The 12125-nt window shown below is 68.0% G+C and carries 10 protein-coding genes; 5 read left to right on the forward strand and 5 right to left on the reverse strand.

Annotation, left to right across the window (positions count from 1 at the left end; genetic code table 11):
- Positions 1 to 227 precede the first annotated feature (227 nt).
- From PSEWESI4_RS08820 to PSEWESI4_RS08830, 3 genes are all read left to right on the forward strand, one after another.
- The gene (locus PSEWESI4_RS08820; protein ID WP_187670829.1) at positions 228 to 596 is read left to right on the forward strand and encodes a hypothetical protein; all 369 of its coding nucleotides are present in this window, start codon (positions 228 to 230) and stop codon (positions 594 to 596) included.
- A gap of 63 nt (positions 597 to 659) precedes the next feature.
- Positions 660 to 3101: a pyrroloquinoline quinone biosynthesis protein PqqF gene (gene pqqF / locus PSEWESI4_RS08825; protein ID WP_187670830.1), complete on the forward strand. Its 2442-nt coding sequence runs from the start codon at positions 660 to 662 to the stop codon at positions 3099 to 3101.
- 253 nt (positions 3102 to 3354) lie between these two features.
- Positions 3355 to 4533 (forward strand): porin, encoded by a 1179-nt coding sequence (locus PSEWESI4_RS08830; protein WP_187670831.1) that lies wholly within the window; start codon positions 3355 to 3357, stop codon positions 4531 to 4533.
- Between the two features lie 108 nt (positions 4534 to 4641).
- Here the strand turns inward: PSEWESI4_RS08830 and PSEWESI4_RS08835 are convergent, their stop codons facing one another.
- Positions 4642 to 5823: a glycosyltransferase family 4 protein gene (locus PSEWESI4_RS08835; RefSeq protein ID WP_187670832.1), complete on the reverse strand. Its 1182-nt coding sequence runs from the start codon at positions 5821 to 5823 to the stop codon at positions 4642 to 4644.
- Positions 5824 to 5951: 128 nt separating this feature from the next.
- Between PSEWESI4_RS08835 and PSEWESI4_RS08840 the strand changes: the two genes are divergently transcribed.
- Positions 5952 to 6671, forward strand: coding sequence for a lipoate--protein ligase family protein (locus PSEWESI4_RS08840; protein WP_187670833.1), 720 nt, complete (start codon positions 5952 to 5954; stop codon positions 6669 to 6671).
- Between the two features lie 152 nt (positions 6672 to 6823).
- Here PSEWESI4_RS08840 and PSEWESI4_RS25415 read toward each other — a convergent pair whose 3' ends face one another.
- From PSEWESI4_RS25415 to PSEWESI4_RS08855, 3 genes are all read right to left on the reverse strand, one after another.
- The gene (locus tag PSEWESI4_RS25415; RefSeq protein WP_408004294.1) at positions 6824 to 7156 is read right to left on the reverse strand and encodes a TetR/AcrR family transcriptional regulator C-terminal domain-containing protein; all 333 of its coding nucleotides are present in this window, start codon (positions 7154 to 7156) and stop codon (positions 6824 to 6826) included.
- 93 nt (positions 7157 to 7249) lie between these two features.
- Positions 7250 to 7996, reverse strand: coding sequence for a sulfate transporter CysZ (gene cysZ / locus PSEWESI4_RS08850; RefSeq protein WP_187670835.1), 747 nt, complete (start codon positions 7994 to 7996; stop codon positions 7250 to 7252).
- Between the two features lie 81 nt (positions 7997 to 8077).
- On the reverse strand, positions 8078 to 10036 hold the full coding sequence (locus PSEWESI4_RS08855) for a sensor domain-containing diguanylate cyclase (protein WP_187670836.1): 1959 nt from the start codon (positions 10034 to 10036) through the stop codon (positions 8078 to 8080).
- Positions 10037 to 10439: 403 nt separating this feature from the next.
- Here PSEWESI4_RS08855 and trxB point away from each other — a divergent pair, with 403 nt between their 5' ends.
- Complete coding sequence (trxB, locus tag PSEWESI4_RS08860) at positions 10440 to 11387, forward strand: thioredoxin-disulfide reductase (RefSeq protein WP_187670837.1); 948 nt, start codon at positions 10440 to 10442, stop codon at positions 11385 to 11387.
- An 18-nt stretch (positions 11388 to 11405) separates the two neighbouring features.
- On the opposite strand, the gene PSEWESI4_RS08865 is transcribed toward trxB, so the two are convergent.
- Positions 11406 to 11951, reverse strand: a complete 546-nt coding sequence (locus PSEWESI4_RS08865) for a putative glycolipid-binding domain-containing protein (protein ID WP_235978905.1) — start codon at positions 11949 to 11951, stop codon at positions 11406 to 11408.
- Positions 11952 to 12125 lie beyond the last annotated feature (174 nt).

Raw genomic sequence — 12125 nt, forward strand, 5'->3', positions numbered from 1 at the left:
CGGATCAAGGTGATCAAACGCATGGCCTATGGCTTCCGGGACTCGGACTACTTCTTCCTGAAAATCAAGGCCGCCTTCCCCGGGAAAGCGCGATGAACCAAAAAATTGCAGGTTTTTCCTTTCTCGTTCGTCCTATTAACAGGAGGGTCATTCACGGTGAATGGCCTGGCGATTGATGGCAGATGGCCTGCCATGCTGGGATCGCTGAACGACCAGGGAGCTTTGCCATGCGGGAATCGATAGCCCTTATCTCCGGAGCGGGTGGCCAGCCACCGCACAGCGCCGCCGGCTACGGCTGCCAGGAAGCCAGGCGGATATTGCAGGAGGCGGGGCTGCGCAACAGCCTGGGACGGCTGAAGATCATCAAGGCGCTCTGGCGGATCGCCGGCGAGCAGGGGACGGTGTCCAGCAAGCAGTTGCACCTGGAACTGGCCGAGTCGGGCGAGCCGCTGTCGCTGATCAGCGTGCGCCAGGTGCTCAAGCGCCTGACCCAGGCCGGCCTGGTGGTGCGCGACGGTGTGGACCGCTACCGTCCGGCGTCCGGGACGCACTACGGCGAGCGGGCAGCCACGGCGGTCGGCTCGACCTACTTCTAAAGAAGGGTTGCCTGGCGGCGGCGTGTCGGGGAAGCTGGCGCAAACGATCGTCACGGTGGCCGCATGGCTGCTCAGCTCGCTTTTCCGTCGCAGCGCTTCGCCCTGGCCAACGGCCTGCGGGCGACGATCGTCCATGCGCCGGACGACAGCCGGGCGGCGGTCTTGCTGCGGGTGGCGGCCGGCAGCCACGACGAGCCGGCGGCCTTTCCCGGCCTGGCGCACTTCCTCGAACACCTGCTGTTCCTCGGCGGCGAGTGCTTCAGCGACGAGCAGCGCCTGATGCCCTTCGTGCAGGCTTGCGGCGGCCGTCTGAACGCCTCCACCCAGGCGCGCAGCACCGACTTCTTCTTCGAACTGCCTTCCGCGCATCTGGAGCAGGGCCTGGAGCGTCTGCTGGACATGCTCGCCCATCCCTGCCTGGATGAGGCCGGGCAGTTGCGCGAGCGCGAGGTGCTGGAGGCCGAATACCGCGCCCGTGCCGGCGATCTCGACACCCTCTGCGACGCGGCATTGGCCCGGGGATTGACGCCCGGCCACCCGCTGGCGGACTTCCATGCCGGCAACCGCGCGAGCCTGGCTGTCGAGCAGGCTGGGTTCCAGCAGGCGCTGGGCGATTTCCACCGTCGCCATTACCAGGCCGGGCAACTCTCGTTGACCCTGCTCGGCCCGCAGTCGCCGGCCGAACTGCGTCGGTTGGCCGAGCGGTTCGCGATGGGCTTGCCGGGCGGTGCCCCCCAGGCGCGAAGCGTGCCGCCAGCCTTGTCGCCGCTGCGTGGAGAGGGGCTGCGCTTGCGCCTGCCCGCCGGCCCGCCACGCCTGTGGCTGGCGTTCGCCCTGGACGAGCAGCCGCCGGCGCTGGAGGCGGCGGTGGACTTCTTCTCCTGGCTGATCCGCGACGAAGCTCCCGGTGCCCTGCTGGCCCAGCTCTGCGAGCGTGGCTGGCTCGATGAAATGCGGGTGCGTCTTCCCTACCAGCATGCGGGCCAGGCATTGCTGGTGCTCGACTTCACCCTGGCCGACGAGCGTGCGGCAACCCGGGAGCGGGTCGAGGCCGCGTTGTTCGACTGGTTGGCTTTCATGGCGGCCGCATCCTGGCGCGAATTGCTCGCTGAGTACGCCGGGCAGGCCGCCCGGCGCCTGGTCGAACTGGCGCCGCTGGAGCGGGTGCGCGAATGGCAACGGGCGACGGCGGGCGTCGATGAGCAGGGGATTGCCGCGCTGTTCGCACAGTTGCAGCCGCAGCGGCTGATCCGGCTGTCCGGTGACGACCGCGTGGCGGGCGAGTGGGTCGAGTCGGCGGGGTTCGGCGTGTGGCTCGAACGCGAGCCGGCGCGGCCTCCTGTTTCTCGGACCGGCGACTGGCGCTTCGGTGTGGCGGATGGGGCGGGCGTCGCTGCATCGTCGCCTGTTGGCGCCGAGGTGATGCTGCCTTGGCTGCCGGGACCGGAGGAGCGGGGCGCCTTGTTCCTGCGCTGGCGACTGGCCGATGCTGGCCGGGCGTCGTTCTTCGCCTTGCAGCGGGCGTTGCGGCCGGTCGCCGGTGCGGCGCGCAAGCGTGGCGTCGAGCTGCGTTTCACGGCGCAGGGAATGGACTGGCAATTGACCCTGCAAGGCGATGCCGACGCGCTGCCAGACGTGCTGGCCGCGACTGCCTCCGTTCTGCGCGAGCCCGTGTCATCCGCCTGCGCACAGGGGCTGCGCCTGTCGCTGGCCGAGCGTCGCCGGCAGGCTGGCGAACTGCCGATCCGCCAGTTGCTGTACGCGCTGCCGGACTCTCTGGCGCTGGGCGGCTCGCTTCACCACACAGAGCGGGAGGCGACAGCCGAACGGATCGTCGCGGGATGGCGACAGGCGCGGTGGGATGGGCTGCTGGTCGGCCTGTCGGCGGAGCGGAGGCGGGTCGTCGGCCAGTGGCTGTCCACCGTGCCCGGCATTTCGCAGCCCGCTGGGTTGCCTCCGCCACCGTTGCCCGCTGGAGCGCATCGCCATGACCTGGCGCTGGCCGGCGACGAACACGCCGTGCTGCTGTTCTGTCCGCTGGCGGACCGCTCGGCCGCTGGCGAAGCGACCTGGCGGCTGCTCGCCCGCTGTTTCGAAGAGCCTTTCTACCGGCGACTGCGCAGCGAGATGCAACTGGGCTACGCGGTGTTCTCGGGATTCCGCCAGGTCGGCGGGCTACCTGGCCTGCTGTTCGCCGTGCAATCGCCCTGGGCTTCGGCGGAGCAACTGCTCGGCCATGTCGATGCATTCCTGGATGACTCCCGGCTCCTGGCAACGGCGCCGCTGGACGACCTGCGCCGGGCGCTGTCGAGCAGCCTGGAAGCGCCGGTTCGCTTCCCCGAACGGGCCGAACATGCTTGGCAACTGCACCAGGCCGGGCGTCCCCACGACTGGCCCGGGCGGCTGCGCGAAGCCCTGGCCGGGCTGACCCGCGACGACCTGCTCGCCGCCCACCAGGCCCTGCTGGCCAGTGCTGGTGGCCGCTGGATGCTGACCAGCGCCTGACCGCGTGCGCACGCACCGATCCCTCTTTCCCGCGTGCCGGATCCGGCCGTCACCTCCTTGTGTCCCGCCCCCTACGACTTAAGCCTTGCTCCCTCCGTTCCCGACGTCTTAAGCCCGGCAGAGCGGGCCTCCGATACCCGGCCAAAGCAGGAGCGAACCACGGCCATGGCAGCGTATGGCCGCGCCGATGGCGTTTCGATAATCGCCTCCGTCACGACTCGCACGTCAGTCGTCCCCACCCGCGGAGAGCGCCATGTACAAGAACAAGACCGCCAGCCCCCGAATCCTTCCCCTAGCCCTGGCCTCGGCCGCCGCCCTGGCGTTCGCCCTGCCGGCCGCCGCCGAGATCGTGCTGTACGACAAGGACGACACCACCTTTTCCGCCGACGGCTACGTCAACGCCTTCTACGTCAACAGCGACATCGACCGGCCCGGCGAGCAGTTCGACCGCACCCAGTCGCGGGTGAAGATGGGCTTCCTGCCCAACTGGATCGGCTTCAACATGGGCAAGCAGGTGGACGACCTCAAGCTCGGCGCGCGCTCGTCCTTCTGGGTCACCATCAACGACGGCGAGACCAACGGCACCGACACCGCCATCGACGTCCGCCAGTTCTACGGCACGGTCTCCGGTGACTGGGGCGAGGTGCTGGTGGGCAAGGACTTCGGCCTGTTCGCCCGCTCCAACATCCTCCTCGACGAACTGCTCGGCGGCTACGGCCAGGTCAGCGACACCCTCGGCCTGGTGGACGGCGGCGGCGTGTCGTTCGGCAATATCGGCAGCGGCTATCCCTATCCGTTCCCCACCGCGCAGATCACCTATCGCACACCGGTGGTGAACGGCCTGCGCCTGGCCGCCGGGATCATGGATCCGGTGGACACCAACGACGACAGCCCGACCGGCAAGGCCTACCAGGAAAACCCGCGCTTCGAGGCCGAGCTCACCTACCAGTTCGACCTGGCCGGCGCGCAGATCTACTCCTGGCTGAACGGCGCCTACCAGTCCTCGGAGAACACCGACGACAGCGTCGATACCGTCAAGTCCAAGGGCGTCGGCTATGGCGTGCAGGCCAAGATCAGCGACTTCACCCTGGTCGCCTCCGGCTTCACCGCCAAGGGCATCAACCCGTTCTTCACCAACAACCTCGGCGAAGCCTCCCTGCGCGAGATGGACAGCGACGGTTACCTGTTCCAGGGCGCCTACCGCTTCGGCAAGAACCGCGTGGCGCTGTCCTACGGCAAGACCCGCGACGACGGCAACGGCCTGGGCATCGAGGCCGACTACGAGACCCGCGCCATCGCCTACACCCGCGACATCAACGACAACCTGCGGCTGATCGCCGAGTACAACCAGTTCGAGATCGACGGCAAGCAGGGCGTCGGCAACCTGGAAGACACCGACACCCTGGCCCTGGGCCTGGCCCTGACCTGGTAACGCGACTGCTCCGTATTGGCGGGCGGCCGGCAGCGGCTTCCCGCCTTTTTTGTGGCCCCGCTTTCGCGGGGAAGACGGAAGGAAACACCGCCTGCATCCCTCCACCCGTCACGGTTGCTGGTGGGGCAGGGCGCCGTTCGCCGTCTCGGCCGGCCGTCCTGCGGCGTAGAGGTGTTCCTCGAAGCGCTCCACGATCGCCGGCCAACCCTGGCGGCTGGCGTGCCGGCGGGCGTTGAGGCGGACCCGGCGCAGACGCTCGTGATCCTCCAGCAGCCAGTTGGCGGCGTCGCAGAAGGCCGCTTCGTCGCCCGGCATGGCCAGCGCGCCGTTGTAGCCGTGGCGGATGTGCTGGGCGGCGGCGGCCTGGTCGAAGGCCACCACCGCCAGCCCCGATGCCTGCGCCTCCAGTACCACGTTGCCGAAGGTCTCCGACAGGCTGGGAAACAGGAACAGGTCCCCCGAGGCGTAGTGGCGGGCCAGTTCCTCGCCGCGCTGCGAACCGCAGAACACCGCGTCGGGCAGGTCCTGCTGCAACGCCTCGCGCTGCGGGCCATCGCCGACCAGTACCAGGCGGAAGCGGCGCTGCGGATGGTTGGCGCACAACTGGGCGAAACCATGGGCGAGCAGGCCCAGGTTCTTCTCCGGGGCCAGCCGGCCGACGTGCAGCACGGCGATGTCTTCCTCGTCCAGGCCCCAGGCGCTGCGCAATTCGGCGCAGCGCCGAACCGGATGGAACAGGCGGCTGTCGACCCCGCGCATCAGCAGTTCGACCCGTTCGAAGTCGCGTCGGCGCAGTTCCAGGCACTGGCTGGCGCTGGGCACCAGGGTCAGGTGCGAGCGGTTGTGGAACCAGCGCAGGTAATGGTCCAGCAGACGGCTGAACAGGGTCAGGCCATAGTGCGCGCTGTACTGCTGGAAGTTGGTGTGGAAGCCGCTGACCACCGGGATCTTCAGGCGCCGCGCGGCGCGCAGGGCGGCCAGGCCGAGCGGGCCTTCGGTGGCGATGTACAGCACGTCGGGGCGCTGGCGCTTCCAGCGGCGCAGCAGGCGGTGCATCGACACCTGTCCCCATTGCAGGCCGGGATAGCCGGGCAGCGGCCAGCCGCGCACCAGCAGCAGGTCGTCGTCGGACGGCGCGGTCTCGCCGCTCTGGCGCGGTCGCACCAGCCGCACGCGATGGCCGCGCTGGAACAGGCCGTCGAGCAGGTGGCCGAGGGTGTTGGCCACGCCGTTGATTTCCGGAGGGAAGGTCTCGCTGACGAGGCAGATATCCAGGGTGGGTCGGTTCATGTCAGGAGTCTCCTCCAGCGCCGTGTAGCGATTGTGACGAGGGCGTGACCGTTGCATGACGGCGTGCCGCTACCCAAGCCGGCGTCGAGCGTTTAGGCTGCGGCCGAATTGTTCAGAGGGCGGCAGCGATGCGAGCGATACGGGAATTGCCGGTGGAAGCGGGACTGGATGCCGAGCGCGAACTGCTCGACCGGGTGCACGGTGGCGACGGCGATTGCGCCCTGCTGCTGTGGCGGCCGAGCGAGCCGGCGCTGGTGATGCCGCGCAAGTTCAGCCGCTTGCCCGGCTTCGCCGCCGCCCAGGCGCTGTGCGAGGCGCGCGGTTGGCCGGTGGCGCTGCGCGATACCGGCGGTGAGCCGGTGCCGCAGTCGCCGGCGGTGCTCAACGTCGCCCTGGTCTACGCCGTGCCGCCGGGGGAAAAGGAACTGACCCGCCTGGAAACCGCCTACCTGCGCCTGTGCCAGCCATTCTCCGCCTGGCTCGCCACCCAGGGCCTGGAGCCGGGCCTCGGCGCGGTGGACGGCGCGTTCTGCGACGGCCGCTACAACATCACCCTGCAAGGCCGCAAACTGGCCGGCACCGCCCAGCGCTGGCGCCGCCGGCCGGGCGACGGCCGCTCCGTGGCCCTGGCCCACGCGGCGGTGCTGATGGACAACCAGCGCGAGCCGATGGTCGAGCTGGTCAATGCTTTCTATGAGGGATGCGGACTGGAGGATCGCTGCCGCTCGAGCAGCCATATCGCCCTGGCCGAATGCCTGGACGAGCCCTGGGCGAGGGTCGACGAGACTCCCGAACTTTACCGACAGACTTTGGCTGAAGCGGGATTAATGCTGCGTACTCTCGATTAGCCCATGCTCGGTTGACGTCAGGTGCCAACTATCAAGTCCGCCCCTCACCCTGGCCCACCCCCAAAGGGAGGGCCGGGGTGAGGGAGCGTGGCTACCCCCAGCCACCAAACCTGTCACCAACGAATAAAGCGGGCGCCTAACCTACGGCCGCATCAATCATCACCCATCCAAGCCTGAAGAAAGGTCCGGCAAACCTCCCGGTTCAGACCGTCCAGCTCCCGGCGAGACGGAACATTCGCCCCCGGCAGGGCCGAGGGATAGGTCGCTCCCATCAGCGCGCCGAGAAAGGTCCTGGCGGCCTCGGTAGGGTGTTCGACATGAATCCTTCCGCGCTGGTGCTCCCGCTCCAGGATGGAGGCCAGAAGCTGGCCGGGCGTTGCAGCGGGGCGGCAAGGACGTCGGGCATCTGTACCATTGCGACTATTTCGTGCCGTAGTTCTGCCTGCTGGTGAAGCGCCTGACCCCGGGATGGGGGACGGCTCCATGCCGGGAGAGGCTGGTCGGCGACGGGGGATGGCAATCGGCGGGAAGTCATCCAGCACATGGAGTGCCGGATGAGGAGCGTTCGTGCGGCGGGATTACTTCACCAGCGCCTTGTCGCCTTCCTCGCGCACCCAGAACAGCGTGGCGCCGGCCACGGCGGCGGGCATGGCGACCAGGTTGACCAGCGGGATCAGCAGTGCCAGGTAGGTGATGCCGCCGAAGCCGAGGCTCTGCCAGCGCTTCTCGCGCAGCCAGGCGAGCATCTCGTTCCAGCCCAGCTTGTGGTTGTCCGCCGGGTAGTCGATGTACTGCACGGCCATCATCCAGACGCCGAACAGTAGCCACAGCGGCGCGGCGATGATGTTCACGCCGGGGATCAGCGAGAGGATCAGCAGCGCGCCGGCGCGTGGCAGGAAGTAGGCCAGCTTGCGCATCTCGCGGCCGATGGTGCGCGGCACCATGGCGGCCAGTTCGGCCCAACTGAACGGCGGGAAGTCGTCCTGACCGCGCACCACCACTTCCACCTTCTCGGCGAGGAAGCCGTTGAACGGCGCGGCGATGATGTTGGCGAGCATGGTGAAGGTGAAGAACACCATCAGCAGGACCAGCACCACGAACAGCGGCCAGATGATGTAGGCCAGGAAGCCCGCCCAGTCCGGCAGGCTCGGCATCAGTTGGTCGACCCAGCCGCCGAAGCCGCGCACGGCGAAACCGATCAGCGCGGCGAACAGCAGCACGTTGACCGTCAGCGGCAGCAGCACGAACAGCCGCAGGCCGGGGCTCAGTACCAGTTTCAGGCCTTCGCGCAGGTATTGCGGGCCGGACAGCACCGGGGTGGACATGGCTTCTCCTTCGCAATGGGAATCGCGCCGACCATACCGGTTTTGCGTGGCGGGGGTAAGCGGGATGGCCGTGACGAAGTGTTAGCGGGCGCTTCTCGCCTCGTAGACGCATGCCTGGTTGCGCCCCTGCTTGGCACGGTACATGGCGCTGTCGGCCGCCTTGACCAGTGCCTCGGCGTTGTCGGCGTGTTCGGGGAACAGGGCGATGCCGATGCTCGGGGTGACGAAGTCGATGCGGATGCCGTTCAGTTCGACGGGCGTGGCGAGGGCGAACAGCAGGCGCTGGGCGAGCCGCTCGGCCGCTTCGCGCGAGGTACCGGGGAGCAGCATGACGAACTCGTCGCCGCCGAGCCGGTAGAAGCGGTCGGGTTGGCGCAGCGACTGGCGCAGGCGTTCGGCGATGCTGATCAGCAGCGCGTCGCCGATATCGTGGCCGAAGCGGTCGTTGACGTCCTTGAAGTGGTCGAGGTCGATGAACATCAGCACCAGCGGGCTCTGCTCGCGGCGCGCCGATTCGATGGCCGCGCGAAGTTGTTCGTCGAACGCCTTGCGGTTGCCCAGGCCGGTCAGCGGGTCGCGGTAGGCCATGTCCAGCAACTGGTTCTGGTAGGCGATCTGCTCGCTGACATCGCGCAGGATGCCGCGATAGCCGACCAGTTCGCCTTCGGCGTTGTGCGCCAGGGAGAAGCGCGTCTCCAGGTAGGCGAGGCTGCCGTCCCTGCGCCGCAGCGGCGCGGAGAAGGTGGTCGAGCCCTGTTCGCTGAGGGCCTTGAGCAGTTGCAGGCGGGCGCGCTCGATGTCCTCGCTGCTGAGCACCTTGCGGAACGAATGGCCGACCAGTTCTTCCGGGGCGTAGCCGAGCTGTTCGAGCAGGGCGCGGTTGACGTTGGTGATCGTGCCGTTGGCGTCGATCTCGAAGTAGCCGTCGCTGATGGAGTCGAGGATCACCCGCTCGCGCGCCTCGCTCTGGTCCAGGCGTTCGAGCATCTTGTTGAGCTCGCCGGCCAGTTGTCCCAGTTCGTCGTTGCCCTGGGCACTCAGGCGCGGCAGCGGGGCGGCGCAGCCGATGCCGGAAACCTCGGCGTTCAGGCGTTGCACGCGGCGCAGTACCCAGCGGTCGAGCCCCAGGTAGACCAGCAGCAGCGCCACCAGGGCCACGGCGGCGGTGAGCCAGAGGAAGAAGCCGATCGCTTGCCGGCCCTGCTCGTAGAGGGTGCGTGGGAGGGTGATCTGCAGGCGTACCGAGGGCTCGTCGCGCAGGTCGTGGAACAGCAGTTCGATCTGTTGCCGGTGCTGGTCCAGCGTCCGGCCCTGGCTGACCCGTGTGCGCTGGAGGAAGTCGCTTGCCCCCAGCGTTTCCCAGTCGCGATTCTCTCCGGGCAGCAGCAGGAGCAACGTGCCGTCCACCTGGTGCTGCAGCTCTTCCCGGCGCTGGGCGTCGAGGAACACGCCGGCCAGTATGGTGCCGACAGGCGTGGCGGTGCCCTGGCTGTTGGTGATCGGACTGCTCACGAGGATGAGCGGTACGCCCTGCACCAGCAGCAACTGGCCGCTGATATCCTCCACGTCGTCATGGCGCTCGTACAGGCCCAGTTCGGCGCTGCGTTCGAGGATGCTCAGGCGCAGGCCCCGCATGCTGTCGGGCCGGGGGCCGTCGACCGCCGTCAGCTCGCTGAGGTCGGGCGGCACCCACTGTTCGCCGAGCACCCGCCCACTGTCGTCGAGGTAGACCATGAAGTCGAGACCGAGGTTGATCAGCGAGTCGGGGTCGAGGTTGCGACGCCTGAACTCTTCGGGGGCCGCCCCCTGGACGAACTCGTAGCTGTCGTCCCACCAGGCGTAGGTGCGCAGCAGGTCGAGGCTGCGGGTGACGGTGTTGTCGATGCGCTGCCCCAGGGTCTTCGCCTCGCTGGACAGCACCTGGCGGTCCTGGCTGTCGAAACGGCTGAGCAGCAGGCGCTGGGACAGGACATCGACGATCAGCAGCGTCAGCACGAGCAGCGGAATGGAGAGCCAGAGCAGGCGTTGGCGCAAAGTCATGCGTGGCAACTGTCCGGCTTATTGGCGATCGAGCGGGAAGTGCTCGTGGGATGGGCCCTGGAATATGGAACGGCGGAATGTGTCGTTCATGGAGGGTCCTCTGTTTCTCGTGCGTCTCTTGATCCGCCGCGGGGCCGGCACGTTTTCGTGCGGTCGCCGTGCTGCCAGTGGTTTGCCGAGTATAGACAGTGCATTGCGGTGTATTCGCACATAGGGTTTGCCTATGGCGCGGATTGGAAAACGAAACTTCCGCCCACCTGGGTGCCTGCGTAGCCTTGCCGGCAATCCGTCGCGGCCGCCGTGCCGCGACCCGCTTTGCGGGGCCACTGCCGTCTACGAGCCTCCCCCTGGTTCTGGTGGCCCCCTTTTTATTTTCGCTGGCACGCGCCGGCAGGAGTCCGTCATGTCCGCAACCCGCCACGCCAAGGTGATCATCCTCGGTTCCGGCCCCGCCGGTTACACCGCAGCCGTCTACGCGGCCCGCGCCAACCTGAAGCCGTTGCTGATCACCGGCTTGCAGGCCGGCGGCCAACTGACCACCACCAGCGAGGTGGACAACTGGCCGGGCGACGCCCACGGGCTCACCGGCCCGGCACTGATGGCGCGCATGCAGGAGCATGCCGAGCGTTTCGAGACCGAGATCGTCTTCGACCATATCGATGCCGTCGACCTGGCCGGGCAGCCCTTCAGCCTGCGCGGCGACAGCGGAACCTACACCTGCGACGCGCTGATCATCGCCACCGGCGCCAGCGCCCGCTACCTGGGCCTGCCTTCGGAGGAAGCGTTCATGGGCAAGGGCGTGTCGGCCTGCGCCACCTGCGATGGCTTCTTCTACCGCAACCGCGAGGTGGCGGTGGTCGGCGGCGGCAATACCGCCGTGGAGGAGGCGCTGTACCTGGCCAACATCGCCAGCAAGGTGACCCTGGTGCACCGTCGCGAGACCTTCCGCGCCGAGAAGATCCTGCAAGACAAGCTGATGGCGCGGGTCGCCGAAGGCAGGATCGTCCTCAGACTGAACGCCGAGGTGGACGAAGTGCTGGGCGATGCTTCGGGCGTCACCGGCGTGCGCCTGAAACTGCGTGACGGCGGCCACGACGAACTGAAGGTCGACGGGCTGTTCGTCGCGATCGGCCACACGCCCAACACCTCGCTGTTCGAAGGCCAACTGACGTTGCGCGACGGCTACCTGGTGGTACAGGGCGGCCGCGACGGCAATGCCACCGCGACCAGCGTGCCGGGCGTGTTCGCCGCCGGCGACGTGGCCGACTCGGTGTATCGCCAGGCGATCACCTCCGCCGGGGCCGGATGCATGGCTGCGCTGGACGCCGAGCGTTACCTCGACGGCCTGTAGGCGACAGGGGGCGGCGGCCTACGCTGGTCTGCCGGCCCGCAGGGTACGTGCGGTCTGGCGCAGGTATTGGCCGCTGGACTCGATCAGCAGGGCGTCGTCGTCGACGATCATCTCGCTCGCGGGCCTGCCTTCCGCCTCATGGCTGTAGACGGTGCGCCCGGCCTGCCGGCGCAGGCAGTGGTAGCGTTGCCGGCGCACCTCGACCTTGAAGTCGAACAGGTCGACCCAGGCGACCTGGAGTTCCACCTTCTGCCCGGTTTCCAGCGCATAGTGCTGCAGTGCCGGGGTGTGGGTGAAGGGGGAGGCGGAGAGCATCGCCTGCTGGCAGTCGAGCAGGTCCGGGCGCGGTTCGCCGTTGAGGAACCAGTGGCCGCGGATGTCCCGGTCGAGGGTCAGGCTGCGCCGGCCATGGTTGTCGACCTGCAGCCACAGGCGGCGGAAACGCCAGCGCGGGTCACAGTTGAGCACGTAGGTGGCGGCGATGCTGTGGCCGCTCAGGCTCTGGATCAGGTGACTGCTGGCGTGAATGCCGCAGTCGTCGTGCCTGAGGCGCAAATTTTCCATACCGGGGGTGTGGCAAGGCTTCCATGCCAGGTGCTGCTGCATCCGTGCGACTCCATGTCCGTGAGAAACGGGAGGGCACGCGTTCAACGCGAAGGCCCTTGGTTCCCGATCATTTTCCGGTTGGCAGGATAAGCGGCTTTTTGTGTGCTGTCTGTCGGCTTTTGCCGACATTTT

Source organism: Zestomonas carbonaria (assembly GCF_904061905.1).
Classification (GTDB): Bacteria; Pseudomonadota; Gammaproteobacteria; order Pseudomonadales; family Pseudomonadaceae; genus Aquipseudomonas; species Aquipseudomonas carbonaria.